The 25,698-nt window shown below is 71.3% G+C and carries 25 protein-coding genes; 10 read left to right on the top strand and 15 right to left on the bottom strand.

Annotated features, from left to right (window positions below):
* Window positions 1-55: 55 nt before the first annotated feature.
* Window positions 56-4,666, top strand: coding sequence for a S8 family serine peptidase (locus tag O7629_RS08385; protein WP_278168472.1), 4,611 nt, complete (start codon window positions 56-58; stop codon window positions 4,664-4,666).
* Window positions 4,667-4,782: 116 nt separating this feature from the next.
* Here the strand turns inward: O7629_RS08385 and O7629_RS08380 are convergent, their stop codons facing one another.
* Together O7629_RS08380 and O7629_RS08375 are read right to left on the bottom strand one after the other, a co-directional pair.
* Entirely contained in the window at window positions 4,783-6,111 is a 1,329-nt protein-coding gene (locus tag O7629_RS08380) for a hypothetical protein (RefSeq protein ID WP_278168471.1), read from the bottom strand.
* 42 nt (window positions 6,112-6,153) lie between these two features.
* Window positions 6,154-7,269, bottom strand: a complete 1,116-nt coding sequence (locus O7629_RS08375; RefSeq protein ID WP_278168470.1) for a cellulose binding domain-containing protein — start codon at window positions 7,267-7,269, stop codon at window positions 6,154-6,156.
* 242 nt (window positions 7,270-7,511) lie between these two features.
* Here O7629_RS08375 and O7629_RS08370 point away from each other — a divergent pair, with 242 nt between their 5' ends.
* The 3 genes from O7629_RS08370 (at window position 7,512) to O7629_RS08360 (ending at window position 9,516) form a co-directional block, all read left to right on the top strand.
* Window positions 7,512-7,889: a hypothetical protein gene (locus O7629_RS08370; protein WP_278168469.1), complete on the top strand. Its 378-nt coding sequence runs from the start codon at window positions 7,512-7,514 to the stop codon at window positions 7,887-7,889.
* Window positions 7,890-7,975: 86 nt separating this feature from the next.
* On the top strand, window positions 7,976-8,878 hold the full coding sequence (locus O7629_RS08365) for a hypothetical protein (protein WP_278168468.1): 903 nt from the start codon (window positions 7,976-7,978) through the stop codon (window positions 8,876-8,878).
* The gene (locus tag O7629_RS08360; protein WP_278168467.1) at window positions 8,875-9,516 is read left to right on the top strand and encodes a hypothetical protein; all 642 of its coding nucleotides are present in this window, start codon (window positions 8,875-8,877) and stop codon (window positions 9,514-9,516) included. Before O7629_RS08365 ends, O7629_RS08360 begins: the two co-directional genes overlap by 4 nt.
* A 66-nt stretch (window positions 9,517-9,582) precedes the next feature.
* Here O7629_RS08360 and O7629_RS08355 read toward each other — a convergent pair whose 3' ends face one another.
* Entirely contained in the window at window positions 9,583-10,446 is an 864-nt protein-coding gene (locus O7629_RS08355) for a phosphotransferase (protein WP_278168466.1), read from the bottom strand.
* Between the two features lie 126 nt (window positions 10,447-10,572).
* Window positions 10,573-11,046, bottom strand: a complete 474-nt coding sequence (locus tag O7629_RS08350) for a hypothetical protein (RefSeq protein ID WP_278168465.1) — start codon at window positions 11,044-11,046, stop codon at window positions 10,573-10,575.
* A gap of 347 nt (window positions 11,047-11,393) precedes the next feature.
* On the opposite strand from O7629_RS08350, the gene O7629_RS08345 reads away from it, so the two are divergent.
* Window positions 11,394-12,362 (top strand): aldo/keto reductase, encoded by a 969-nt coding sequence (locus O7629_RS08345; protein ID WP_278168464.1) that lies wholly within the window; start codon window positions 11,394-11,396, stop codon window positions 12,360-12,362.
* On the opposite strand, the gene O7629_RS08340 is transcribed toward O7629_RS08345, so the two are convergent.
* Window positions 12,347-12,886: an RNA 2'-phosphotransferase gene (locus tag O7629_RS08340; protein ID WP_278168463.1), complete on the bottom strand. Its 540-nt coding sequence runs from the start codon at window positions 12,884-12,886 to the stop codon at window positions 12,347-12,349. The genes O7629_RS08345 and O7629_RS08340 overlap by 16 nt on opposite strands.
* Complete coding sequence (locus O7629_RS08335; protein WP_278168462.1) at window positions 12,883-13,578, bottom strand: hypothetical protein; 696 nt, start codon at window positions 13,576-13,578, stop codon at window positions 12,883-12,885. The genes O7629_RS08340 and O7629_RS08335 overlap by 4 nt, the downstream gene beginning before the upstream one ends.
* A gap of 63 nt (window positions 13,579-13,641) precedes the next feature.
* Here O7629_RS08335 and O7629_RS08330 point away from each other — a divergent pair, with 63 nt between their 5' ends.
* The 4 genes from O7629_RS08330 (at window position 13,642) to O7629_RS08315 (ending at window position 15,929) form a co-directional block, all read left to right on the top strand.
* A complete protein-coding gene (locus O7629_RS08330) occupies window positions 13,642-14,388 on the top strand; it encodes a MerR family transcriptional regulator (protein WP_278168461.1) in 747 nt (248 codons plus the stop codon).
* 12 nt (window positions 14,389-14,400) lie between these two features.
* Complete coding sequence (locus O7629_RS08325; RefSeq protein WP_278168459.1) at window positions 14,401-14,793, top strand: MmcQ/YjbR family DNA-binding protein; 393 nt, start codon at window positions 14,401-14,403, stop codon at window positions 14,791-14,793.
* Window positions 14,794-14,973: 180 nt separating this feature from the next.
* Window positions 14,974-15,738 carry a helix-turn-helix transcriptional regulator gene (locus O7629_RS08320; protein ID WP_278168458.1) on the top strand — a complete coding sequence of 255 codons (765 nt, stop codon included), beginning with the start codon at window positions 14,974-14,976 and terminating at the stop codon, window positions 15,736-15,738.
* Window positions 15,729-15,929 carry a DUF397 domain-containing protein gene (locus O7629_RS08315; RefSeq protein WP_278168457.1) on the top strand — a complete coding sequence of 67 codons (201 nt, stop codon included), beginning with the start codon at window positions 15,729-15,731 and terminating at the stop codon, window positions 15,927-15,929. The genes O7629_RS08320 and O7629_RS08315 overlap by 10 nt, the downstream gene beginning before the upstream one ends.
* Before the next feature lie 15 nt (window positions 15,930-15,944).
* Here O7629_RS08315 and O7629_RS08310 read toward each other — a convergent pair whose 3' ends face one another.
* Together O7629_RS08310 and O7629_RS08305 are read right to left on the bottom strand one after the other, a co-directional pair.
* Window positions 15,945-18,326 carry an Hsp70 family protein gene (locus O7629_RS08310; protein ID WP_278168456.1) on the bottom strand — a complete coding sequence of 794 codons (2,382 nt, stop codon included), beginning with the start codon at window positions 18,324-18,326 and terminating at the stop codon, window positions 15,945-15,947.
* Between the two features lie 63 nt (window positions 18,327-18,389).
* Window positions 18,390-19,661 (bottom strand): hypothetical protein, encoded by a 1,272-nt coding sequence (locus O7629_RS08305; protein WP_278168455.1) that lies wholly within the window; start codon window positions 19,659-19,661, stop codon window positions 18,390-18,392.
* 91 nt (window positions 19,662-19,752) lie between these two features.
* Here O7629_RS08305 and O7629_RS08300 point away from each other — a divergent pair, with 91 nt between their 5' ends.
* On the top strand, window positions 19,753-20,178 hold the full coding sequence (locus O7629_RS08300) for a MarR family transcriptional regulator (RefSeq protein ID WP_278168454.1): 426 nt from the start codon (window positions 19,753-19,755) through the stop codon (window positions 20,176-20,178).
* Here O7629_RS08300 and O7629_RS08295 read toward each other — a convergent pair.
* Genes O7629_RS08295 through O7629_RS08265 form a run of 7 tightly spaced genes read right to left on the bottom strand, consistent with a single transcriptional unit; the run spans window position 20,168 to window position 25,696 of the window.
* Window positions 20,168-21,175, bottom strand: coding sequence for an amidohydrolase family protein (locus O7629_RS08295; protein WP_278168453.1), 1,008 nt, complete (start codon window positions 21,173-21,175; stop codon window positions 20,168-20,170). The two genes, O7629_RS08300 and O7629_RS08295, sit on opposite strands and share 11 nt — an antisense overlap.
* An 8-nt stretch (window positions 21,176-21,183) precedes the next feature.
* Window positions 21,184-21,708: a 3-hydroxyanthranilate 3,4-dioxygenase gene (locus tag O7629_RS08290; protein WP_278168452.1), complete on the bottom strand. Its 525-nt coding sequence runs from the start codon at window positions 21,706-21,708 to the stop codon at window positions 21,184-21,186.
* Between the two features lie 5 nt (window positions 21,709-21,713).
* Window positions 21,714-22,145, bottom strand: coding sequence for a RidA family protein (locus O7629_RS08285; RefSeq protein WP_278168451.1), 432 nt, complete (start codon window positions 22,143-22,145; stop codon window positions 21,714-21,716).
* Window positions 22,142-22,927, bottom strand: a complete 786-nt coding sequence (locus tag O7629_RS08280; protein WP_278168450.1) for a fumarylacetoacetate hydrolase family protein — start codon at window positions 22,925-22,927, stop codon at window positions 22,142-22,144. The genes O7629_RS08285 and O7629_RS08280 overlap by 4 nt, the downstream gene beginning before the upstream one ends.
* Entirely contained in the window at window positions 22,924-23,937 is a 1,014-nt protein-coding gene (dmpG, locus tag O7629_RS08275) for a 4-hydroxy-2-oxovalerate aldolase (protein ID WP_278168449.1), read from the bottom strand. The genes O7629_RS08280 and dmpG overlap by 4 nt, the downstream gene beginning before the upstream one ends.
* Window positions 23,934-24,875: an acetaldehyde dehydrogenase (acetylating) gene (locus O7629_RS08270; protein ID WP_278168448.1), complete on the bottom strand. Its 942-nt coding sequence runs from the start codon at window positions 24,873-24,875 to the stop codon at window positions 23,934-23,936. Before O7629_RS08270 ends, dmpG begins: the two co-directional genes overlap by 4 nt.
* Window positions 24,872-25,696: a fumarylacetoacetate hydrolase family protein gene (locus tag O7629_RS08265; protein ID WP_278174454.1), complete on the bottom strand. Its 825-nt coding sequence runs from the start codon at window positions 25,694-25,696 to the stop codon at window positions 24,872-24,874. The genes O7629_RS08270 and O7629_RS08265 overlap by 4 nt, the downstream gene beginning before the upstream one ends.
* Between the last annotated feature and the right edge of the window lie 2 nt (window positions 25,697-25,698).

The raw sequence follows: 25,698 nt of genomic DNA, 5'->3' as shown, positions 1-25,698 counted from the left end.
TGTGAGGGGCACGGCGTGCCCACCCGCGTGGCCGATCCCACGGAAGGAACCCCCAATGAGACCCATCGCACGAGCGTTGTCGCTGGTGCTGCTGGCCGGTGTGGCGTTGGCCGCACCGAATCCGGCGGCGGCGGCACCCCGGCCCGGCCCCGATCCGGGCGGTGACCCGGCGCGCGGCGTCGCCGACAAGATCCAGCCCGAGCTGGAGCGGTCGCTGCAGTCCGACGGCAGCACCGACCTGTGGATCCGGTTCGCCGAGCGGGCCGACCTGGCGCAGGCGCGGCAGATCGACGACTGGACGGCGCGCGGCGAGGCGGTCGCCGAGGCGCTGCGGACAACCGCTGCCACCAGCCAGACCAGCGTCCGACACCTGCTCGACACCGAGGGCGTGACCTACCAGGCGTTCTGGGCCAGCAACGCGATCTACGTACGGGACGGCTCGTCGATGCTGGCCCAGGAGCTGGCGGCCCGGCCCGACGTCGAAGGCCTCTACCAGCCGGTCGAGTACCAGCTGATCGAGCCGACGCCGGACGAGCCGGCCCGCGACGACGCCGACGGCGCGGGTGAGCGTGGGACCCAGGCCGAGGACGTCGAGTGGGGCATCGCCAACATCAACGCCGACGACGTGTGGGAGCAGTTCGGCACCAAGGGCGCCGGCATCACCGTCGCCAACCTCGACACCGGTGTCCAGTTCGACCACCCGGCGCTGGTCGCCCAGTACCGGGGCAACCTGGGCGACGGCACGTTCGACCACAACTACAACTGGTTCGACGCGGACAGCAGGTGCAGCGCGGCACCGTGTGACCGGGGCTCGCACGGCACCCACACGATGGGCACGATGGTCGGCGACGGCGGCACCGGCAACCGGATCGGCGTCGCGCCCGAGGCGAACTGGATCGCGGCGAACGGCTGCTGCCCGAGCGACGCGGCGCTGGTCGCCTCCGGCCAGTGGCTGCTGGAGCCGACCGACCTGAACGGGCAGAACCCAGACGCCGGCAAACGGCCACACGTGATCAACAACTCGTGGGGCAGCCGCCAGCCGTCGGTGGATCCGTTCATGGAGGACGTGATGCTGGCCTGGGACGCCGCCGGCATCCTCGGCATCTGGTCCAACGGCAACAGCGGTGAGCTGGGCTGCCAGTCCGGCGGCTCGCCGGGCACCCGGACGATCAACTACTCGGTCGGCGCGTACGACGTCAACAACGAGATCGCCTACTTCTCCGGCCGTGGGCCGGGCCAGGACGGCGAGTTCAAGCCGAACATCTCCGCGCCCGGGGTCGCGGTGCGCTCGTCCGGACCGGGCGACAGCTACTACAGCGAGAACGGGACGTCGATGGCCGCCCCGCACGTCGCTGGCACGGTGGCGCTGCTGTGGTCGGCCGCGCCGTCGCTGATCGGCGACACCGACGCGACGAAGCGGCTGCTGGACCAGACCGCGATCGACACCGCCGACCCGCAGTGCGGCGGCACCGGCGCGGACAACAACGTGTACGGCGAGGGCCGCCTCGACGCGCTGGCGCTGCTGGAGGCGGCACCGGTCGGCGACACCGGCACCCTGTCCGGGGTGGTCACCGACGCGGCGACCGGCGCGCCGGTCGAGGGCGCGACGGTGACCATCGGCGGCGAGACGGTCCGGGAGCGGGTCACCGCGGCGGACGGCTCCTACTCGGCCCGGTTGACCGTCGGGACCTACCCGGTGACCGTCACCGCGTTCGGCTACGCCGAACAGAGCACCGAGGTGACCATCACCCTGGGCGGGACGACGATCGAGGACGTCGCGCTGACCGCGCTGCCGACGATGACGCTCAGCGGCCTGGTCCGGGACGGCTCCGGGCACGGTTGGCCGCTGTACGCCAAGGTCAGCGTGGCCGGCACCGAGGTCAGCACGTTCACCAACCCGTTCAACGGCCGGTACCGGCTGGTCCTGCCGGCCCACGCCACCTACACCCTGGTGGTGGAGCCGCAGTACGACGGCTACGGCACCGTCGAGCAGCCGGTGCAGGTACAGGGCGGCAACCGGACCATGGACGTGGCCGCGCCGGTGCAGCGGTGCGCCTCCGCGCCCGGCTACGCCTTCTCCGCCGGGATCGGGATCCTCGGCGACGAAGCCGGAAAGATCGGCACCTTCCTCGACGACCAGGGCGTCCCGACCACCGAGGTCGGCTGGGACACCGACGTGTCCGGCTACGACGCGATCATCGTCAACCGGCCGAGCAACCCCGGCGAGGAGACGTTCCTGCGGTTCCTGGCCGACACCGACGCGGCCGGCGTGGGTGTGCTGTTCCTGGACACCTGGTCCAACGTGGGTGGTAACGGCATCTACATGCTCAACCAGTACACCGGTAACCCGGGAACCCGCAGCAGCGGCATCGTCTACGACACCGAGGGCGACCTGTCGTACCAGGTGATGCAGGAACACCCGGTGGTGAAAGGGTTCCCGCTCGGCGGACGGATCGCCTTCGACGAGACGGACAACTACTCCAAGTACTACGGCTTCTTCGACGCTTACGGCGGCGAGGGGCGGATGGTGGTCGCCAACGCCGTCACCTCGGAAGTCGGCAGGGTAGGCGTCGGCATCGGGGTGCAGCAGCGGACGAACAACCGGCACGTGCTGCTGTCGATGCACGCGGCCAGCTACAACACCGGGCCGCAGACCTGGCACGACGACAGCGCCCGGGTCTTCAGCAACGCGGTGGACTGGATCGCCGAGACCGAGTTCGAGTGTGTCAAGGTCGAAGGTGGGCTGGCCGTCGGCTTCGTCCGGGACGCCAACACCGGCGCCGGGCTGGCCGACGCCGAGGTGACGCCGGTGGACGGCTCCGTCGGCACCCGTACCGTCGCGACGCCGCAGGACCCGGACCTCGACGACGGCTTCTACGCCCTGTTCTCCCCCGCCGGCCGGCACCGGATCACCGCTTCGGTGAACCAGTACGCGGAGCTGACCCGGTGGGCCGAGGTCACCGAGGACTGGACCACCCGGCACAACTACAAGCTGGCCGCCGGGCAGCTGACCGTCACCGGTACGCCGGTCGAGGCGACCGTGCCGCTCGGCGCAACCACGACCGCCGAGGTCACGGTCACCAACAGCGGCGGCGCGCCGGCCGAGGTGGAGCTGAGCGAACGGGCCGGTGAGTTCGAGATCCAGCGGGCCGACGGTTCGCGGGCGGCGTCGCGCCAGATCGCGGCGGCTCCGGGAGCACAGGTCCGCCGGATTCCGCTCGACGCGCCGATCGAGCAGCTCGCCGGGGCCGCGTCGGCGACAGCGTTCGGGCCGGGTGCCGCACCGGCGGCGACCCCTGCGGCTGAGCCGTGGCTCAGCCTGCCGGGGCTGCCCCGGACGGTGATGGACAACAGCGCGGTCACCGTCGACGGCAAGCTCTACTCGTTCGGCGGGTCCAGCGGATCGTCGTCGCTGGCCGAGGTGTACGTCTACGATCCGGCCACCCAGGCCTGGTCCCGGCTCGACGACATGCCGTACGGTGCCCGCGGTCAGGCCGCCGAAGGCGTCATCGGCGACAAGGTCTACCTGGTCAGCGGGTGGAGCACGTTGAACACCGACACGCTGATCTTCGACCCGGCCACCGGCGGGTGGAGCACGGGCGCCGACGTGCCGGCCGCGTCAGCCGCCGCCGGATCGGCGGTGCTCGACGGCCAGCTGTACGTGGTCGGCGGCTGCACCACGACCAGCTGCGCCCCGTACAGCGACCAGGTGTTCCGCTACGACCCCCGGGCCGACGCCTGGGACACCGTCGCCAGCTACCCGGTGCCGATCGCCTGGCAGTCCTGCGGCGCGGTCGACGGTCGGATCGTCTGCGCCGGTGGACTGTCCAACAGCCAGCCGGTGACCGCCAGCTACTCCTACGACCCGGCCAGCGACTCCTGGACGCAGGTGGCGGACCTGCCGGTAAACCTGTGGGGCTCGGCCTACCAGGCCGCCGACAACCAGCTGCTGATCTCCGGTGGCGGCACCGGCACCCAGGCGATCACCAACGAGGGGTACGCCTACGACCCGGCGACCGACGCGTGGTCGAGCCTGCCGACGGCGAACAGCCCCGGCTTCCGGCCGGGCAGCGCCTGCGGGCTCTACCGGGTCGGCGGATCGGCGATCTCCGGATTCCAGCCGACCAACACAGTGGAACTGCTGCCCGGCTTCGACCAGTGCGGGTCGATGACGGACACCGAGTGGTTGACGGTGGACCCGGGCAGTGCCACGATCGCCCCCGGCGAGAGCCTCACGGTGACGCTGACCCTGACCGCCGAGGTGGCCCAGCCGGGCACCTACACCACCGGTGTCACCGTCTTCGAGGACACGCCGTACGCGGTGGACACGGTGCCGGTGACGATGACCGTCACCCCGCCGGACACCTGGGGCAAGATCACCGGTACGGTCTCCGCCGTGGGCTGCGACGGCGACCTGACCCCGATCACCGGGGCGACGGTGCAACTGAGCACGTGGACGATGGAACTGCCGTTGACCACCGACGCCGACGGCGGCTACGCCCACTGGCTCGACCACCGGCACAACCCGGTCACGATGATCGTGGCCAAGGACGGCTACATGCCGCAGACCCGCCAGACCCAGGTCACCGCCGGTGACGTACAGGTCGAGGACTGGGCACTGCGCCAGGTGTGCGGCCGATCGGCGGGAGCGCTGGAGACCAGCTGACCCGTGACCCGGCTCACCGGTAGATGACCCGTCGACGGTGAGCCGCCCCGAGCGTACGCCCCGAGGTGACCCCTCGGGGCGTACGCCATTGTCGGCCGGCTCACCGGCTCACCGGCTCACCGGCTTTCCTGCTCGCGCTTTCTGCTCGCGGCCCGGCGGCGGACCAGCGTGGGCAGCCACGGCAGCACCGCCACGACGGACAGCAGCACCACAATGGACAACAGCGCCAGCAACGGCAGCCGCCACGTCCAGGAGACACTGGCCGGCGGCGGCTGGCCGGCGGCGGCGACCCACGGCCGCGCGGACTTCGACCAGGCCAGGAACGCGTCACCGACCGGCATCAGCCCGAACGCGTACCGCCGGGTGGTCGGGGTGTCGACCGGCAGGCCGGCGAAGTCGCCGTAGCTGGCCAGCGCGCCGGCCAACGCCGCGTCGCCGTGCACCTGGGCCGCGCCGAGGGTGACCACGGTGGCCGACAGGCTCACCCCCAGCGGCAGCGGCCCCGAGTCGACGTCGGCCGGGCCGCTGGTGCCGGCCCGGTACTCCAGCACCGCCGGGCCGAGCCGCAGCGGCGCGGCCACGAACCCGTCCCGGAAGGTCAGATACTGCTCGCGGGCGAACGCCGTGTCGATCTCCGGCAGGAACCGGTGGATCAGGCTCTGCGAGGTGCCCCGGGCCACCTCGGCCGGCGCGCCGGTCACCGGATCGACCCGGTGTGGCAGCAGGCCGGTGGCCGGGTCGAGACGCTGCCGTACGCCGGCCAGCCAACGCGCCACCGTACCGTCGAAGCGGTCCGGCAACAGACTGTCGTGCAGCCGCAGCGAAGCCACCGCCACCGTGGAGTCCACCGGCCAGGCCTGCCCGTGGTACGCCGGCAGGTACGGCGACCCGGTCTTGTCCAATGTGGTGTCGAAGGCCGCGCCGAGGTCGGCTGCGGCCCCGGTGAACCGGGCCAGCTCGGCTCGGTCCCGACCGTCCGGTGGTTGCAGGCTGAGTACGCCGCCGCGCAGCCAGTTCGTCCAGCCCTGGTAGAACACGCCGTACGCCGGGGTCAGGTCGGCGGGAAACGGTGCCCGGCCGGCCGGTGACTCCAGTCTGGTCAACGCCCACCGGGCCTCGGCCAGCGCCTCGGTCCGTTCGCCGGCCGGGGCGCGCAGCCCGAGGTCGACCCAGGCCAGCCCGTACAGGGCGTGGCTGAAGAAGTAGCCCTCCGGGAAGAGTTGCTGCGCCCGTTCACCGGCCCCGTCGTCCAGCGCCGCCCGCAGGAAGGTCAGCTGACGCCGTACGCCGGGCGGTTCCGCCTCGGGCCCGGCGGTGGCCGGTGCGACCAGGCGCACCGCACCGACCACCGCCGCCGACCCGACCAGTACCGCGACCACCACCCGCAGGGCCCGGCCGACGCCCGAGGTGGGCGACGGGCCGGACCGACGACGCTGCTCGATCATCGGCCCATCCTGTCAACCGTGCGGGCCCGCCCGGACCCGGCCTCAGCCGAGCGTGCAGGCCGCCGACACTGCGGTGTCACCGTCGCCGGAGGCGAGGAACCCGAAGCTGGCCGAGCCGCCGGCCGGCAGGTTGCCGTTCCAGCTCACGTTGCGGGCGGTGACCATCGAGCCGGTCTGGGTCACGCTGGCGTTCCATGCCTGGTTGACCTGTTGGCCGCCGCCGAGGGTGAGCGTCGTGGTCCACGCCGACGTCGCCGCCGACCCGGCGTTGCGGACACTCACCTCACCCTGGAAGCCGCCGTTCCACTGGCTGATCACCCGGTAGGTGGCGGTGCAGTCCCCGCCGGCCGGTGGGGTGGTCGGCGCGACCGTCGGGGTCGTCGTGGCCGTCGGCGTCGGGGTGACCGGTGGAGTGGTCGGCGCGACCGTCGGCGTCGGGGTGGCGGTGCCGAGGAGCCGCGCGATCGCCGGCGCGAACCGGTCGGCCATCTTGCGGAAGCCCGCGTCGTTGGGGTGTACGCCGTCGCCGGTGTCCGTCGCGGCGTCGAATCCGGTCCACTGGTCCACCACGGCGATCGGCGACCGGGCGGTGGTCAGGGCGGCGGCCCAGGCGGCGATCCGGTTGTTGAGCGTCACCGTGTCGGCCGGGCAGGTCGTGCAGCCGTGGTGCGGGATGATCTGCGCGACCAGGAGCTTCATGTCCGGGTTGTTCGCCCGCATCTGCCCGACCAGTTTGGTGAACGCGGCCATGATGGTGTCCATCGACTGCCAGCCGCCCCACAGGTCGTTCGTCCCCAGGTGCATCACGACGATGTCCGGTGCCGCCGCGTTCAGCCACGGCGGCAGTTGGTTGTTGTCGGCGATGCCGACCGCCGAGAAGCCGCCGTGGCCCTCGTGGTCGGGGTCGTAGGAGAAGCCGTAGTTGCAGCTGCCGCCGTCGGAGGCGCTGCCGACGAAGTCGATGTCGGTGTGCCCGGCGCTGCGCAACTGGTCCCAGACGAGGGCCCGCCAGCAGCCGGGGCCGGCGGTGATCGAGTCGCCGAGCGGCATGATCCGGACCGGGTCGGCGGCCGACGCCGCAGGCGCCGTCGTCACCGCCAGGCCCAGGGCCATGGCGAGGGCGGCGAACAGCGAGCACAGGAGAGCTCTTCGTGGCATGGTCTGCGTTCCTTTCGGGGTCACACTGGACCTGCCGGTCACCCGAGTGGTGACCGCAGGTGCCGTGGAAGGACCGTCGATGGGAGCGCACCCCCAGCTTTGTTTGGCTTCCCGACTAAGTCAAGCAACACTTCGCACCGGCTACCGTGGTCGCGTACGACGGTCGCGAGTCCGACGACGCCGACCGCCGCACCCCGGCTCCTGCGGCCTCGGGTCGCGCACCGGCTGGAGAGGACTGGGCGATGGACAATGGCAAGCGGATCCGCGACCTCCTGGACAACGGTGACCGGTCGCACAACCGCGGCGATGTCGACGCCGCCATCCGCGCCTACCAGGAGGCGTGCGGGCTGGCTGAGGCCGCCGTCGAGCAGGATACGGAGGACGCCGACGCCCACGAGCTGCTGGCCCGGATCCAGTTGACGCTCGGCGACTGGCAGGCCCAGCGCAACGACCTTCAGGCAGCGGTAAAAACATTGAAGGCGGCCGAGTCGAACTGGGAGAAGGTCGCCGCGCTGCGGTACGCCCAGACACACGAGGGCCTGCTCCGGGTCGTCCCCGACACGGGTCTCAGCGGCCTGCCCGGGGCGGCCCAGAGGTCGAGCGGGCGATCGCCGATGTAGCGATCATCCGGGCTCAGGCACACGCCGGGCTCGGCAATCTGTTCTCCGCGCTCGCCGACGCCCAGCAGGCGCTGTTCACGTACATCGTGCAGGCCGAAGCCGGCCACCTGGCATCCACCTTCGACCAGGCGTTGATCGCCATGGCGGCGGCGGAGGTACAGATGCGTGCCGGCGGCGACCCGGAAATCATCGCCGCGGCCGCCGGATACGCGGTGTACCACTACGCGCAGGGGTTCGTCGCACTGGAGCCATGGGAACGCGACCAGGCGCAGATGGACCATTGGCACGACTTCACGATGGCGGCCGAAATCGCGAACGTCGCCCATCTCGCGCTCGGCCAGCATGATCGCGCCAAGGCCGTACGCCAACTGATCGAGCAGGGTGGCGCGGTCCGGCACGAATGGCCCGGGGCGGACCTGATCCGCCAGCTGCGCCAGCGGCCGACGTTGCCGGCGGTGCTGGCGAAGGTCGCGCCCGAGCTGAACGCCCGGCTGCCGGGGTTGGCCGGAGCCAGCGTGCCCATGGTGCCGGTGCTGCGGGTCCGGTTGGAGAGCGCTCCTGACGTGGCGACCGAGCTGGCCCAGCTCGCCGAGGCAGCGCTCGACCGGGGCGACATGCCTTCCGGCATGCGGCTCGCCCTGGACGCGCACCTGCTGTTCGCCGCGACGTCGCTGCTGGGCACCAACAAGATGCGTTACCAGTTCCACCGGTACGGCGCGGCCTGGGCCCGGGTGCTGTACCGGGCCGGCCGGCAGTGGTTCGATGACGGTAACGGCTCGGATGCCGCAGACGCGTCGGGTTGGTTGACCGGCGTGGCCGACATCCTGTTCATGCACGCTGTCTACGACGTGGAGATCCGGTCGCTGATCGCCACCTGGCTGCGGTGGCAGCACGAGCTCTACACCAGCCTTGGCGACACCGAGTCGGTGGCGAACGTCGCCCGGGCCACGGCCACCCTGGCGACGTTCGGCACCGGAGGATCGCCATGAACCTCGAACTGTTCCTGTCGCTGTTCATTCTCAGCCCGCTCGTCCTCGGGATCTGGCTGAGCGTCCAGCGCACCCGCAGACTCTGGCGGAGCACGCGCGCCACGGCGGCCTTGGTCGCCTCGGTCAACGAGCGCGGCTGGACCTACCAGCAGCATGACCGCGAGTTGCTGAGCCGGTTCGGCAGCTTCCCGATCCCGGCGCCGACGACCTACGACGCGATCACCGGACGCCACCGGGGCCGGCCGTTCTGGTGTTTCGAGCTGCGGGAAGTCAACGACTGGGGCAACGTGCAGGCGTGCCTGCGGGTCTTCGCGGTGGCCGTGCGGCAGTCCGGCCCGACCGTACAGGTGACGAAGACCGGTCAGGAGAGCCATCGGTACGACCTGACCGACACGACCGAGTTCACGACCGGCAACTCGCACATCGACGCCTGGTTCCGGGTCACCACCGACGACGTCGCGTTCGCCCGTACGCTGCTCAACCCGCAGATCGGGCGTTGGCTGGTGGAGCATCCGGACCGCCCGGTCCGCCTCACCGGTGACGCGCTGGTGACCTGGCAGGAGCGCCGGCTCACCGCGCCGTCGATCGAGCCCGCCCTGGACCACCTGTGCGATCTGGCCGACCACCTCCCCGGCTGACGACTGCTGGAGTGACCGCCTCCCCCGGGCACCCGGCTGGCGCCGGGCTGAAGCGGGCGGTTTTGCTCATGCCCGACGGTCGGGTCGGTCGCCCGTCGCGTCGGCGATCATGCGGTGGCCCTGGGCTTCGAACCGCTCGTCGCCCACCCGGTAGGCCCACGCGGCGGTGCCGATCGCCTCCCGGACCTGGGTGCGGTGCCATGCGTCGGCCGTACGCGGATCGGGGCCGTAGCCGTCGAGGAACGCAGCTTCGAGGCCCGGCGTACGGCGGAAGTCGTTGACGGCCAGCCGGGCAAGGTCGGTGTACGCGGGACGCAGCGCCGCGCGGCCGAAGTCGATCACACTGACCACGCCACCGTCGACGAGCCAGTTGCGCGGATGCCAGTCGCCGTGGGTGGGCACCAGGGTCGCCGACGGCGTCGGCCAGCTGGCGATCTCGGCGCGCAACCGCCGTACCGTGTCGTCGTCGATCCGGTGCGGGCCGGCAAGCCAGGACAGCGACTTGTCGTTCTCCCGCCGCTCGTGGTCATCGTCGGTGACGGCAATCTGGGCGTGCAGCATCGCCAGCAGTTCGCCGGCCTGCCGGTGGACGTCCGGGTCGTCGGCGTGCCCGCTGACGAGCGCCAGCTCACCCGGCAGGAACCGGGTGACCAGCAGCTTCGCCTCGGCACTGCCGTACGCCAACGCCGGAGCGCGGCCGATCCTGGTCCATGGGCGCAGCCAGTGCCGGTGGGCGTGCAGTTCGCGGGCGAGGTGATGGTCACGGTCGCCGCCGGCCTTGACGATGAACCGCGACCCGGCATGCGTCACCTCCAGGACGGTGGTCGCCACCAAACCCCAGCTGTGGTCCCGCTCGACGCTCACGCCGGGCAGCCAGCGGTCCAACAACGACCGCTGCTGCCCGGTGAGTGTGCCGAGCGCCGGGTCCACAGCCCCGGATCCTACGGGCGGGCGCGCTGATCTACGGACAGGCGGCCACGTCGACGGCGATGGGCTGACGACTGTCCAGTGCGTTGCGCGTATGTCGCACCCGAGCCGGCCGAATGCCGAGGCTTGTCAGTTCGTGCAGAGAGCGCTGACCGTGACGTTGTAGACGTGCCAGGATCCGTCCGGCGCGGTGAACACATTGCTGGCATTCGTCGCCCAGTTCGCGCAGGCCACGCCGACGGCGAGAATGTCGGCGCGGGCAGCCTGGGCCCCGTTCTGGATCGCGCTGGTCGAGGTGGCACCGCTGCCCTGCCGGGTAGCCGAGCGGGCAACGGTGTACGACGGTGGCGGCGGGGCCGGTACGCAGTAGCCGGTGGCTGTCGCCTCGTAGACGTACGCCGAGCCGTCGGGCGCGGTGTAGAGGTGTCGCGGCGTAGAGACCGTGACATTGCTGCAGGTCTCGCCGAGGTTTGCGGCGAGCGAGGTGAGCGCCGCGCGGGCGTTGTTCGCCGCGTTCTGCTGGCCGGCGGCCGGGCTCGGCCCCCACCCGGTGGATGTCGCCGACCGCCACGTGGCAGCCTGCGCTGCTGTCGCCGGGAGCACGAAGAGCCCCACGGTGACAGCCAGAGCGACAACCGTCAGCCGACGGAGCGACCGACTGATCGGTCCACCCATTCGCCTGTCGAATCCATTCATGCGTTTGTCCCTTTCCGACCGTTAATCATTGCTTAGTCTCGATGTCTACGACGCCATCTCTGTGATACTAGTCAATGTCTGGGAAATCTCGAACAGACGGAGATGACTCGTCTCGGCCAACCCTCCCGGCAACCTGGCCGACGGCTGGCACACCGATCACCTCATAGGTGACCGAGCCGGTCCACGGTTGACCTCGAGCGCGCTCCAGGTGCAATCCTGAGTCGCAACAGGATCATCGGAAGGAGCACATGGCGATGGAACAGCGGCCTCTCGGCAGCGTCGGACCGGTCAGCGTCCTCACCCTCGGTGGGGGCGGGCTGGGCCAGGTCTGGGGCGTCACCGACCGGGACGAGGCGGTGGCGACCGTACGGGAAGCGGTCGACGCCGGCATCGACCTCCTCGACGTCGCTCCCGGCTACGGCGACGGCGAAGCGGAACGGGTGGTCGGCGCGGCCTTCGACGGCAACCTGCCGGCCGGCGTACGTGTCGTCACCAAATGCGGGCTCGGCAACCCGGCTGCCGGTGACGTCGCGGCCCTGCTGGAGAAATCCCTCGACGACAGCCTGCAACGGATGCGGCTGTCGTTCGTCGACGCACTACTGCTGCACAATCCGATCGTGGCGCAGGCCGCGCCGGGCACCACCGGGGTGACCTCCGCCGGCCTGTTCGCCGAAGCCGTCCGGCCGGCGTTCGAGGACCTGGTACGCCGTGGCCGGATCGGCGCGTGGGGGATCACCGCCGTCGAGGAGCCGGACGTGATCATCCGGGTGCTCGGCGATCAGCCGTCCCCGGCGGTCGCCCAGTGTGTGACGAACCTACTCGACTCCCCCGGCGATCTGCTGATGCCCGGCAGCGAGGGCTCCCGGCCGCGCGACATCCTGTCGGCCGCCGGCCGGCACGGCGTCGGGGTGATGGGCATCCGTGCGGTCGCGGCCGGGGCGTTCACCGACGCCGTCGACCGGGACCTGCCGCCTGAGCATCCGACCATGGTCGACTTCCGGCGGGCCGCGCCGCTGCGCGAACTCGCCCGCGAGCTGGGCGAATCCGCCGCGTCACTCGCCCACCGGTACACGCTGTCGATGCCCGGCGTCGACACCGTTGTCCTCGGCGTGAAGAACCGCACCGAGCTGCGCGAATGCCTGGCCGCGGCGTCCGCCGGTGTGCTGCCGGCCGACCTGATGGCGACCATCGAGGCCCGCGTCGGCGCTCAGATATCCAGGTAGCGGGGCGGCACCGCGTCGGTGAGCCACACCCCGTTGGCGCTGCGGTAGAACAGGTGACCGTCTCGGGCCATCGCCGCCGCGTCGACGGTGAGGACCACGACGCCACCGGCCCGCCGGGCACCGACCCGGCGGGCCGTGTCGGTGTCCGGCGACAGGTGTACGTGGTGACGCCGGGCCCGGTGCAGCCCGGTGGCCCGGATCGAGTCGAGCGCGGTCGCGCTGGTGCCGTGGTAGAGCCGCTCCGGCGGAGGCAGCGCGACCAGCCCCAGGTCGATCGGGACCGAATGCCCCTGGTTCGCCCGAATCTGCTCGGTGCCGTCGGGGTCGCGGCGCAGCGCGAACCGTTGCTTGCTGTCCCGCTTGACGACGGTGTCCAACTCCAGTCGGGTGATCCGTAGCGCGCCGAGCAGGTCCGTCACCGGGACCCACCCGGCCGGGTCCAGTTCGAGATCGAACCGGTCGGGCGCGTGACGCAGCGCCAGCGACATCCGTTTGCTCAATTTGACCAATACCTTGTCGTTCACACCGGCATTGTCGCCGTACGGCGCACTCGCCCGCATCGACATTGCCGCCAGCCGAGCACACCCCACCAGAGCATCACCGGTAGATGCAGGAGGTAGCCGAGCTGTTCCGCAGCTGCCGACGGGCCGTCGGTCCCGGTCGTCCACGGTAGAACCACAGCGGCGGCACCGGACACTGCGACGGCCACCCCGGCACGGCGCAGCCCGGTCGGCAACGCGATGCCGGACGCGGCCGCCAGGGTCGCAGCCACCCAGAGCAGCCCGGCCAGGTTGACCAGCCACTTCGCGGTGAGCAGCACCCCTTCCGCCACGGCCACGGCAGCCGGTTCGTTGGGGTCGGCGGCGAGCTGGGTGACCGCCAGGTTCCCGGCGTCGTGCAGCATCCCGGCCAGGCCGGCACCGGACAGAAATCCGCCGGCCAGCACGGACAGGTGGGCGCGGGGACCATCGGGTCGCGCGGCCAGCACCAGACCGGCGGCGAGCAGGGCGAGCCAGCCGATCACGTCGAAGGCCAACTCGATCAGGTGCAGCTCGACCCGGGCATGCACCGCCGCCAACGCGGCGGCCGGGTCGGCCGGATTCAGGGTCAGCCCGGATGGCACGACGATGCCGACACCGGCGAGCATGGCAAGCAACGACCCCAGCAGCAGTACGCCCGTCAGCCGGGCGGCGGAATCACGTTCAACGGCATCCATGGCGGCACGCTAGAACCCTGCCGCAGGGGCAGAGTCAACGCAGGCGGGCAGGAGGACAGCGGCGTGTGGCGGATCGGTGAGGTGGCGCGCATGGTCGGGGTGTCCGAGCGGACCCTGCGGCACTACGACAAGATCGGGCTGCTGCCGCCGGCAGCGACCGACCAGCTCACCGGCTACCGTTGGTACGGCGTGGCCGAACTGTCCCGGCTGGAACGCATCCGTGGCCTGCAACGGCTCGGGCTGCCGCTGCGCCGGATCGTCGACCTGCTGGACGCCCCCGACCCCCAACTGCGGCAGGCCCTCGTCGAGACCGTGGCGGCGCTGCGCGACGACATCGCCGCCCGTACGGCGACGGTCGCCGCCGCCGAGGACCACCTCGCCGGTACAACGTCGGTGCTGCCGCAGGTCACCCGGGTCGGTGCCCGCCGGCTGCGGGTGCGGCACGTACGGGTGGCCGATCCCACCGAGTTGGCGGCGCTGTGTCGACAGCAGCCGCCGACGGTGCTGCTGACCTGGCTCCGTGGCCGACCAGGGACGGGTTTCCGGACGGCGGTGACGACCGACGAGCCCGGCGAGCGGCTCGACCTGCCCGCCCGTACCGTCGTCCGGGCCGTCGTGCCGCCGACGACCGGCGTGGTCCGCGCCGGACTCGACCTGTTCGCCTGGCTGCCCCGCCACCATTTCACGGTCGCCGGTCCCACGACGGAGGATCACCTGGTCGACGGTGACGGTGCGGCTGTCACCGTCCTGGAGATCCCGGTCGTGGCTGCCCTGGCCGGCGAACGGAGCCGAAGTGTCAGCCGGGTGTGATTACCTACCGCTATGCCGCACCCGATCATGTTCGACGACGCCGACCCGCTGCTCGCCGAGGTACGCCGGCTCGCGCTGGCCTTCCCCGACGCCGCCGAGAAGATCTCGCATGGGCATCCGGCGTTCTACACCACCAAGGTGTTCGCCTACTACGGCGGCTCGGTGAAGGTCGAGGGCGTCTACCAGCAGCATGATCACTCCGTACTGGTGCTGGTGGACCCGGACGAGCGGGCGGCGCTGCTGGCCGAACCGCGCTGCTACGCCCCGGCGTACCTGGCCAGCTCCGGCTGGGTCGGGGTGGATCTGGCCGATGACACCGACTGGGCGGAGATCGGCGAACTGCTCGACGCCAGCTACCGGCGGACCGCCGGGCCTCGCCGGGTCGCCCGGCTCGACGCCCGATAGGTCGACGGGTCAACAGGTCGACAGAACCCCATCCGACAGAACCCGATATCGATCACACAAACTATCCGGAATTTATCCGATCTCCATCATGGACTCCGATCCGTCGTACTGATAGAGGTAGGGGTGGCATTCGACGCACCGCCCCACCATCAGCAGATCGGGGATCCGACAATGCACGAGGTGCACCGCATCATTCGCACACTGCGCACCGAGCGCGGGCTTTCCCAGCAGCAGCTCGGCGCGTTGATCCAGCTCAGCGCGTCGTCGATCGGCAGTTACGAGAACGGCCGCCTGGTCCCGGTGCAGCAGAACGCGAAGATCCTCGACGATGTGCTGGGCAGCGGCGACCGCGTGCAGCGCGCCTCCGCCGAGGCGCGCGGAATGTCCTTCGCCGGTTTCCTGCGCCCGTGGGCCGAAATGGAGGAGCGGGCCACCCTGCTGCGGTCGTTTCAGCTCGCGGTCGTCCCGGGTCTGTTGCAGACCCGGGAGTACGCCGAACGGCTGTTGCGCGTCGGCCCGGTCGACGACGTGCCGACCCGGCTGGCGAACCGGCTCACCCGCCAGCAGGTGCTCACCCGCGCCGACGACCCGGCCGAGTTCATCGCCGTCATCGACCGCGGCGTGCTGCACCGCCAGGTCGGCACGCCGGAGCAGATGGCCGAGCAGCTGCGCAGTCTCGCCGAGGCGGCGGCACGCCCCAACATCTGGGTGCACGTGGTGCCGGGCAGCGCCGACGCCTACCACGGGCTCAACGGCTCGTTCGCGATGGCGACCGTGGACGATCACGTGTTCGGCTACGTCGATTCCCATTTCGGCGGTGACGTGATCAGCAACCCGGCCGACGTGCAGACATTGGAGCGGTCCTGGGAAGGTGTCCGCAGCTATGCTCTGCCTGTCGAGGAGTCCCACGACATGATCCTGAAAGCGGTGCAGACATGGAGCTGAGCACCACCCCTCGCTGGCGCAAGTCGACCCGCAGCAACCCCGCTGGCGGTGACTGTGTCGAGGTCGCCGACAACCTCCCCGGCCGGGTCCACGTCCGCGACACCAAGGACCCCGACGGCGGCACCCTGACCTTCGCCCCCGCCGCCTGGTCCGCCTTCGTCACCCTGGCCAAGACCACATCCGTACGCTGACCCGGACATCTCCGGTCACGGTGCCGGCCAGAGCCGGATCAGACCGCCTTCCCCACCGGCTGCCAGCCGCCGGCCGTCTGCGGTGAGCGCCAGCCAGTACACCGAGTTATCCGCCACCATCGGCTGGCCGACAGGCCTGCGGGTGGCGACGTCCCACACCCGGATCTCGCTGCCGGTCGCGGCGACCAGCCGCCGTCCGTCGGCGCTGAACGTGAGGTCGTGCACGGTGCCGGTGCCCTTCAGCGGGCCACCTACGGGTCGGTTCCCATCGAGGTCCCAGAGCCGGACGGTCCGGTCACACCCGCCGGTGGCCAGGGTCCGGCCGTCCGGACTGAACGCCAGCGAGGTGACGCACGCACGGTCGTTGCCGGACGGCAGCGTGGTGTGGCCGGTGATCACCGGGCCACGCCGTCGCCCGGTGGCGATGTCCCACACCTCGGCGGTGTTGTCGGCGTAGCCCACGGCGGCCAGCCGGCCGTCCGCGCTGATCGCCACACCCCACATGTCGTACGGCGATTCACGCGTGACGATGTGGGCGACCCGGGTCCGGGTCGTGGCGTCCCAGACGAACACCTCATTGCCGTTGCCGTCGCTGATCAGCCGGCTACCGTCCCGGCTGAGGGCGAGATCCACGGTGGTCTCGCGGGTCGGCAACGCCGGACCGACGGGTCGACGGGTTTCCAGGTCGAACCAACGGATTCCGGAGTCCTCGTCTTGCACGATGAGCGACCGCCCATCGGGTGCGAAGAGAACGTCACCGATGGTGGCGGGCATGGTCAGTGGGGCGCCCACCGGTCGGCCGGTGCCGAGGTCCCAGACCCTCACCGTGTCGAGATTGCCGCCGGCGACGAGAAGTTCGCCGTCCGGGCTCACGTCGATGTTGGACAGGACGTCGAGTCCGGAGGCCCCCGGCAACTCGCCGTGGTCGTACGACTCGGAAGCGATCGACGTCGATGGGGCTGGTTCCGGCCCGGAGGTGCGTCTCGGCCCGAGCGGATCCGTCGCCGCGCCGTCGGTGCCACTCGCCGGCACGGCGGCGGGACCTAACGCCGCCAGAAGCGTGACAGCCGCTGCGCGGGCAGCCCAGCGCGGGACGCGGCGAGGCCCGTCGCCTGCCGGTGCCATGCCCCGCCGGTTCGGTTCCTTGGGCTCGACGGGCGTGCGGACCTCGACCGGCGTGCGGACCTCGACCGGCGTGCGGACCTCGGCCGGAACAGGGGCTGTCGGGGGCGATCCACTGGCCGGCGACATTTCCCGAGGCTGCGGTCGCGTCGTGAGCTCCACCGACGCCGCAGAGTTGGGCGGTGACGTCGCGCCGCCGGATCGCCGCGACGCCGGTGTGGCGAGCAGACTACCCATCGCGACCACCATCTCTGGCTGGTCGAGCACGGTCGGCGGTACGCCGAACGCCTGGTGCAGCAGGCTGGCGACCAGCGGCATGCGACTGGCGCCGCCGACCAGGTAGATCCGGGCGGGCCGGACCACCCCGGCGGCCCGCGTCGCCACCCGGGTCGTCTCGACTGTCCGGTCGAGCAGGGGCCGGGCGATCGAGTCGAGCTCCTCGCGACCGAGCGGCGCGTCCACGTCGAGCAGCGGCACATGGACGGTCGCCGAAGCGTGCCGGGCCACCATCTCCTTGGCCCGGCGAACCTCGTTCCACAGCTGTCGGCGTGCCCGCCGGTCGACGTCGGTCGACGGTTCGGTCAGCCGTCGCCAGGACATCGGCTGGCGTGGCCCGTACACAGCGCCCAGCGCGGCGACCACGGCGGCGTCGATGTCGAGCCCGCCGACATCGGCCAGTCCGGTTGAGGCGAGCACCTCGACGTCGTCGGAGCGACGGTGCACAACGGACGCGTCGAAGGTGCCGGCTCCCAGGTCGTAGATGATCGCGGGCGAGTCAGCCGGCCAGTCCGGGTCCGATCGCGCGAAGTGGCTGGCAGCGGCGATCGGCTCAGCGACCAGGTCGACCAGACCGAACCCGGCCAGCAGCGAGGCGTCGCGCAGAGTTTCCCGCCGCGGCGCACCCCAGCTCACCGGGTGGGTCAGGGTGACCGAGGCGGGTAGGGCGCCGCCGCCGAACCGGCGCACCTCGGCAGCGACCTGCCACAACACCGCGCCGATGAGCGTGGCCACCGGCACCTCCACGGTGTCCAGCAGCACCAGGCCGTCGTCGATACGCTGCTTGGGATGCGGCTCGAACCGGCCTGGGGCCCGCGAGGCGGCGTGCTCGGCGTCGCGACCGACCAGCATGGCACCTGCGGGGTCCGCCCACACGGCGGACGGCAGCACCGGCCAACCATCGAACAGCAGCGGGGTGGTGCGACCATCCGACGCCGCGACGACCGCGACCGTGTTGGAGGTTCCGAAGTCGATGCCGAGGCGCAGCTCGATCCCCACGGGACCACAGTAGCGCTGGTGGTCGGATGCAGCCCGTAACGACGTCGGTGCTCCACCACCCGTTCACCTTGCGTCGAACGCCTCCGCCGCCGTCGTTGCCGTCGTTGCCGGTTCCGTCAGCCAGCGGCGGTAGCGCTGCAGCGACCGGCGTCGCTGGAGCTGCTCCTGGATGAGGGAGACGACCGGGTCTGCCCGGCCGGGGTCGGCGGATCCTCGCCCGACCTGGCGGAGCCGGCAGTGCACGACGGCCTGGGTGGCCGCCGAGGCCAGGTGCTTGTTCTTCCAGCGCGGACCCGGCACCGCGACCGCTGCTTCCTCGCCGCGCAGCCAGCGCTGCGGCAGCTCCGGGTCGAGAGCGAGAGCGGTGGCCACCCCGACCACCGCCGCACCCTGGGTGCGTACCCGCTCGGCGACGGCGCGGCGTCGCACGCCGCCGGTCAGCATCACCGGCACCGGCGCCTGCGGGATGATCGTCGCGGCGGCGTCCAGGAAGTACGCCTCCCGGGCGAGGGTGTGTCCGTCCGCCGGGTAGCCGTTGGTGGCCAGGCTCTCCACCGAGCCACCGGAGAGTTCGACCAGGTCGACGCCAGCGTCGGCGAGCATGCCGACCACCTGCCTGGCGTCGTCCGGGGCGAACCCGCCGCGCTGGAAGTCGGCGGTGTTGAGTTTGACCGCGACCGCCGCGCCGCCGGGCAGTCGACGCCGGACCTCGGTGACCACGTCGATCAGCAGCCGGGCACGGTTGGCCAGGTCACCGCCCCAGCGGTCGGTCCGCCGGTTGGTCAGCGGGGAGAGGAACTGGCTGATCAGGTAGCCGTGGGCGGCGTGGATCTCCACCCCGTCGAATCCGGCTTCGACGGCGCGCTGCGCCGTGCGGGCGAACCGGTTGACGACTTCGTCAATCTGCTCGGGCGTCATCGCGGTGGGCTGGGCGAAGAAGCGGGACAGCCGCCCGATGCTGACCGGTATGTCCGACGCCGACCAGGCCAGCCCCGGCATGTCCGCGTAGACGACCCGGCCGGGGTGGTTGATCTGCATCCAGGCGCGGGCGCCGCCGGCGGTCGCCGCCGCCGCCCAGCGTCGGAACGGTTCCAGCGGGGTACGGTCCGCGAGTACGACGTCGGAGGGGTCGGCGAGGGCCCGCTCGTCGACCATGACGTGCCCGGTGATCAGCAGCCCGGCTCCGCCACCACCCCACCGCCGGTAGAGCGTGACGAGTTCGGGCCCAGGGAGCTGGCCGTCGACGGCCAGGAACTCCTCCATCGCCGCCTTTGCGATCCGGTTCGGCAGGACCTGTCCGCTGCGCAGTGCCAGCGGTTCGGCCAGTTGGGACATGGTGTGACTCCTCAGCCGTCATACTTCGAGTCTCGAAGCGTTTCAGACCGTAATAGTTCGAGACTCGAAGCGCAAGTGGTACCGTCGACGGGTGAACCACACGGACCTCGTCGACGCCATCCGCGCGAACCACGAGATCTTCATGACGACCAGCGACCGGCTCGAACCCGCCCTGGCCGCCCACGGGCTGACCAACGCGACCGCGCAGGCGCTGTGGGCGATCGACCCGACCGCGCCGGCACCGTCGATGAAGGCGCTCGCCGAGCGCCTGTACTGCAACGCCCCCAACCTCAGCTTCATCGCCAACCAGCTGATCGAGCGCGGACTGGTCGAACGCAGCGTCGACCCCACCGACCGACGCGGCCGGGTGCTCGCCCTCACCGACAAGGGCCGACAGGTACGCCAGGAGATCATCGCGGCGACGCTGGAGGCGAGCCCCTTCGCCGACTGCCCACCGCAGCTGCTGCACGAACTCGCCACCCTGCTCCGGCAGGTCGCGGCCGGTGTCAGCCGGTGAGGAAGCGGTGGGCGTTGCCGCCGCGCAGGGCAGCCCGCTGGTCGGCGGTGAGGAAGTCCGCCTTGTCGAGCACCGCGCCGACCGGCCGCTCCCCCAGCGGGTACGGGTAGTCGCTGCCCAGCAGCACCCGGTCGGCACCCATCGTGTCGACCAGCAGCCGCAACGCCGCCGGGTCGAACACCACCGAGTCGACGTAGAACCGGTCCAGGTAGTGGCTCGGCGGGTGTGCCGACCGGCCGCGTACCACGTCGCCCCGCCGGTGCCAGGCGTTGTCGGCGCGGCCCAGCCAGAACGGGAAGCTGCCGCCGCCGTGGGCGAAGCAGATCCGCAACGTACGGGGCAGCTGGTCGAAGCCGCCGCCGAGGATCAGCGCCAGGATCGACAGGTGGGTCTCGGCGGGCATACCGGACAGCCAGCGGGCCATCCACCGGTCCAGCCGTGGCCCGTCCGGCATGTCCCACGGGTGGACGAACACCGGCGCGCCGACGTCGGCGCAGTGCCGCAGGAAGGCGACGATGCCGGCGTCGTCGAGGTCACGGTCGCCGACGTGGTTGCCGATCTCCACCCCGGCGTGGCCGGCGGCCAGGCAACGGTCCAGCTCGGCGCAGGCGGCGTCCGGGTCCTGCAACGGCACCTGGCAGAACGGCACCAGCCGGCCACCACCGGCGGCGGTGACCTCCAGGGTCAGGTCGTTGAAGATCCGGGCCACCTTGACCGCCTGGTCTGCCGGCCGGTCGTAGGCGAAGAACACCGGCGTCGGGGAGACCACCTGCACGTCCACTCCGTCGGCAGCCATGTCGGCCAGCCGGGCGGCCGGGTCCCAGGTCTGCGGGCCGACCGGCCGGAACTCCGTCTGGCCCACCATGATCATGGCGGCACGTTCGGAGTCGATCCGCAGCCACGGCCAGCCGGTCCCGCCACAGGCGGCGGCGAGATCCGGCCAGCCCTTGGGCACCAGATGGGTGTGGACGTCGATGGTCTGCCCGGCGTCGGTCACGGCGAGGTTCAGCCCTTGCCCGGGTGCAGGGCACCGCACTTGTCGCAGGTACGCGCGGACTCGTCGGCGTAGAAGGCGGTGAAGACCGGCGGCAGGTCGGCGACGATGTCACGGACCTGCAGCTCCACCTCGTGCAGCAGGTTGCCGCAGTCCAGGCAGTACCACTGGAACTTCTCCAGGGTGCCCTCCTCGCGGACCCGTTCGATGACCACCCCGATCGAGCCGGCTTCGGGTCGTTGCGGGGAGTGCGGCACGAAGCCGGGCAGCACCCACATCTGGCCTTCCCGGATGTGCACGGTCTGCGGCCCGTCGTCGGTCATCAGGTTGACGTGCATGTTCCCTTTGACCTGGTAGAAGAACTCCTCGTACGGGTCGACGTGGAAGTCGGTGCGCTGGTTGGGGCCGCCGACGACCTGCACGATGAAGTCGTTGCCAGTGGGGAACATCTGCTTGTTGTTCACCGGCGGCTTGAGCAGGTGCTCGTTCTCGCTGATCCAGTTGGGGAAGTTGACCGGTTCGGCAATGTCGCTCACGGGTGTCACTCCTTCCGGGTGGGGGCGTCGGCCGGTGCCACGGCGACGGCCTGGATCTCGATGAGCAGGTGCGGGTGCGGGAGTTGGTGCACGGCGACGGTGGTGCGGGTGGGTCCGGTGTGGTCGAAGTGTTGCGCCCAGACCTGGTTGTAGCCGCCGAAGTCGTTCATGTTGACCAGGTAGGTGGTGACCGAGACCAGGTCGGTCAGGCCGGCGCCGGCGGCGGCGAGCAGGTCGGCGATGTTGGCGATCACCGCGCGGGTCTGTTCCCGGATGTCGAGTGTGGTGGTGCCGTATTCGTCGACGGTGGCGCCGGCGATGGTGTTGTCGGGGCGGCGGCTGGAGGTGCCGGAGACGAAGATGAACCCGCCAGCTGTTTTGACGTGTGGAAACTTGCCGCGTGGGGTGGCTTTGCCGGTGACCAGGTGCGCGGTCATGACCGGTCACCTCCTGCGGTGGTGGTGAAGGCGGCGGCGCCGAGCCCGTGGACGGTGGCCCGGACGTGGGCGCCGGGTGGGAGGGGGACGGCGGCGGTGGCCGCGCCGGCGAGGAAGATCCAGCCGGCTTGTAGGGTGGGGCCGTGCCGGTCGGCGAGGGCGACTCCGGCGGCGAGGGCCCGGCGGGGGTCGCCGAGGATCGCGGCGGTCGACCCGGTCTGCACCGTGTGTCCGTCGATGTCGAGGAGTACGCCGAGGTTGTCGACGCCGTCGGGGACCGGCTGCCACGGCCCGACGACGTACAGGGCGGCGGAGGTGTTGTCGGCGATCACGTCGGGCAGCGAGAAGGTGAAGTCGCGGTAGCGGGAGTCGATGACCTCCAGGGCGGGGGCGACGGCGCGGACCGCGTCGGTGAACGGCATCCCGGGTGTCGGCGGCCTGTCGAGGAGGAAGGCGATCTCCGGTTCGACCCGGGGGTGGATCAGCCCGGAGATGTCGACGCTGCCGCCGTCGGGCACCTGCGTGGTGTCGGTGAGTTGGCCGAGGATCGGCTCATCGACGCCGACCTGCGCCATCTTGGCCTGGCTGGTCAGCCCCATCTTGACGCCGGCGAGGCGTTCGCCCCGGTCGGTGCGGCGGGCGATCAGGGCCTGCTGCACCCGGTACGCGGCGTCGACGTCGATGCCGTGGGCGTCGGCGAGCTGCTCGATCGGGGTGCCGGTGACGGCCGCGTTGTCGAGTCGGGCGGCCAGGTCTGCGGTGTCGATACTGGTGGCGGTCACGGGCGCTCTCCGTTGACGAGGTCGAGGGCGACGTCGGTGATCATGTCCTCCTGGCCGCCGACCATCCGCCGGCGGCCGAGTTCGACCAGGATGGACCGCACGTCCAGGTTGTAGCGGTCGGCGGCGCGTTCGGCGTGGCGCAGGAAGCTGGAGTAGACGCCGGCGTAGCCCAGCGACAGGGTTTCCCGGTCGACCCGCACCGGCCGGTCCTGCAACGGGCGGACCAGGTCCTCGGCGGCGTCCATCAGCGCGAACGTGTCGCAGCCGTGTTCCCAGCCGTGCAGGTCCGCGACGGCGGTGAAGACCTCGAGGGGGGCGTTGCCGGCCCCGGCGCCCATCCCGGCGAGGGAGGCGTCGACCCGGGTGGTGCCGTGCTGCACGGCGACGACGCTGTTCGCCACCCCGAGGGACAGGTTGTGGTGGGCGTGGATACCGATCTGCGTTTGCGGGTCGAGCACGGCCCGGTAGGCGTCGACCCGGGCGGCGACATCCGTCATCAGCAGCCGGCCGCCGGAGTCGGTGACGTAGACGCAGTGCGCCCCGTACGACTCCATCAGCTTGGCCTGGGCCGCGAGCCCTTCCGGGGTGTTCATGTGCGCCATCATCAGGAACCCGGCGACGTCCATACCCTGGTCGCGGGCCCAGCCGATGTGCTGGGCGGCGACGTCGGCCTCGGTGCAGTGGGTCGCGATCCGCACGCTGGTGACCCCGAGGTCCCGGGCCGCTTTCAGGTCGTCGATGGTGCCGATGCCCGGCAGCAGCAGCGTGGTCAGTCGGGCATTGCTGATCGACTCGGCGGCGGCGATGATCCAGTCGGCGTCCGACGCCGCCCCGTGGCCGTAGGTGACGGACGAGCCGGCCAGGCCGTCGCCGTGAGCGACCTCGATCGCGTCCACGCCGGCCGCGTCCAACGCGGCGGCGACCTGCCGGACCTCCTCGACGGTGTACCGGTGCCTGATGGCGTGCATGCCGTCGCGCAACGTCACGTCCTGCACGTACAGCCGGGTCATGACCGTGCCCCTTCCTGCTGCTCGGCCCGGACGGCGACCAGACGTTCGGCGGTACGCAGCGCGGCCGACGTCATGATGTCCAGGTTGCCGGCGTACGCGGGCAGGTAGTGCCCGGCACCGGAGACCTCCAGGAACACCGACACCTGGATACCGGTGAAATGGCCACCCAGCGCCGGCACGTACGTGTCGACCGGATCGAACTGAACCCGCTGCTTGAGCCGGTAGCCGGGCACGTACCCGGCGACCGACGCCACCATGGCCGCCACCGAGTCAGCCACCCGGCCGGTGTCGACGCCGGCCGGGATCAGGCAGTAGACGGTGTCGCGCATCAGCAGCGGCGGGTCCGCCGGGTTCAACACGATGACCGCCTTGCCTTTGCCGGCGCCGCCGACGACCTCCAGGGCGCGGGCGGTGGTCTGGGTGAACTCGTCAATGTTCGCCCGCGTCCCGGGGCCGGCCGAACGGGACGCGATCGACGCCACGATCTCCGCGTACGCCACCGGCGCCACCGCCGCGACGGCGGCGACGACCGGCACCGTCGCCTGCCCACCACAGGTCACCATGTTGACGTTGCGCTCGGCCAAATGCGCGTCCAGATTCACTGGCGGCACCACGTACGGGCCGACCGCGGCCGGAGTCAAATCGACCACCGTCCGCCCGTAAGCCTGCAGGACCTCGTTGTTGCGCCGGTGCGCACCGGCCGACGTGGCGTCGAACACCAACCCGACGTCGGCGAACTCAGGCATCCCGACCAGGCCGTCGACCCCATCACTCGTGGTCGCCACACCCAACCGGCGGGCACGGGCCAGCCCGTCCGACCCGGGGTCGATACCGACCATCGCCACCATCCGCAGCGACTCCGACAACCGCAGCACCTTGATCATCAGGTCGGTACCGATGTTGCCCGACCCGATCACCGCCACCCCGACACCCGTCACGACCCCTCCCCTGACTCACCCGACCGGTCGGCCGGTTTCGCGCTGAACCTGGTCCGCACCGAACCGAGCCCGGCGATCCGCGCCTCGTACGCCGCCCCCGGAGTGACCGGCACCATCGGGCCCAGCGCCCCCGAGAGCACCACGTCACCGGCCCGCAGCGGATCCCCCGCCGCCGCGAGCGTCGTGGCCAGCCAGGCGACGGCGTGCACCGGATTGCCGAGACAGGCCGCACCGGCACCCACCGACACCGGCACACCGGCCGACTCCAGCACCATGCCGCACTCCCGCAGGTCCACCGAGGCGGGCGGCACCGGCCGGTCACCGAGCACGAACAGCCCCGACGACGCGTTGTCCGCCACCGTGTCCACGATAGAGATGTCCCAGTCGGTGATCCGGGAGTCGACGATCTCGACCGCCGGCAGCAGGAAGTCGGTGGCCCGCAGCACATCCACCACCGTCGCCGGCCCGTCCGGCAAATCGGCGCCGAACACGAACGCCACCTCGGCCTCCACCCTGGGCTGGATCAGCCCGGCCAAATCCACCTCGTCGCCGTCGGGCACCGCCATGTCGGCGAACAGCACCCCGAAGTCGGGCTGGTAGACGCCGAACGCGGCCTGCACCGCCGGCGACGTCAAACCGATCTTCGCGCCGACCCGGCGGCGGCCCGCGCCTGTCCAGCCGGCCACCAACTCCCGCTGCACCGCGTACGCGGCGGCCACGTCACCAACCGGCAACAGGCCGTTCCGCAGCGGCGGACACGGCACCCCCGTGTCGTACGCCCCAGCCAGCGCCGCGACGGCCGCCTCGATGTCCACTGTCACGC

The organism is Solwaraspora sp. WMMD792 (assembly GCF_029626105.1).
Taxonomy (GTDB): Bacteria; Actinomycetota; Actinomycetes; order Mycobacteriales; family Micromonosporaceae; genus Micromonospora_E.
This window is presented reverse-complemented; position numbering and strand designations above follow the sequence as displayed.

Excerpts from the sequence above, each read along its gene's own strand:
- O7629_RS08385 (WP_278168472.1), top strand. The coding sequence starts at position 56 with ATGAGACCCATCGCACGAGCGTTGTCGCTGGTGCTGCTGGCCGGTGTG.
- O7629_RS08380 (WP_278168471.1), bottom strand. The coding sequence starts at position 6,111 with ATGATCGAGCAGCGTCGTCGGTCCGGCCCGTCGCCCACCTCGGGCGTC.
- O7629_RS08375 (WP_278168470.1), bottom strand. The coding sequence starts at position 7,269 with ATGCCACGAAGAGCTCTCCTGTGCTCGCTGTTCGCCGCCCTCGCCATG.
- O7629_RS08370 (WP_278168469.1), top strand. The coding sequence starts at position 7,512 with ATGGACAATGGCAAGCGGATCCGCGACCTCCTGGACAACGGTGACCGG.
- O7629_RS08360 (WP_278168467.1), top strand. The coding sequence starts at position 8,875 with ATGAACCTCGAACTGTTCCTGTCGCTGTTCATTCTCAGCCCGCTCGTC.
- O7629_RS08345 (WP_278168464.1), top strand. The coding sequence starts at position 11,394 with ATGGAACAGCGGCCTCTCGGCAGCGTCGGACCGGTCAGCGTCCTCACC.
- O7629_RS08335 (WP_278168462.1), bottom strand. The coding sequence starts at position 13,578 with ATGGATGCCGTTGAACGTGATTCCGCCGCCCGGCTGACGGGCGTACTG.
- O7629_RS08325 (WP_278168459.1), top strand. The coding sequence starts at position 14,401 with ATGCCGCACCCGATCATGTTCGACGACGCCGACCCGCTGCTCGCCGAG.
- O7629_RS08315 (WP_278168457.1), top strand. The coding sequence starts at position 15,729 with ATGGAGCTGAGCACCACCCCTCGCTGGCGCAAGTCGACCCGCAGCAAC.
- O7629_RS08305 (WP_278168455.1), bottom strand. The coding sequence starts at position 19,661 with ATGTCCCAACTGGCCGAACCGCTGGCACTGCGCAGCGGACAGGTCCTG.
- O7629_RS08285 (WP_278168451.1), bottom strand. The coding sequence starts at position 22,145 with ATGACCGCGCACCTGGTCACCGGCAAAGCCACCCCACGCGGCAAGTTT.
- dmpG (WP_278168449.1), bottom strand. The coding sequence starts at position 23,937 with ATGACCCGGCTGTACGTGCAGGACGTGACGTTGCGCGACGGCATGCAC.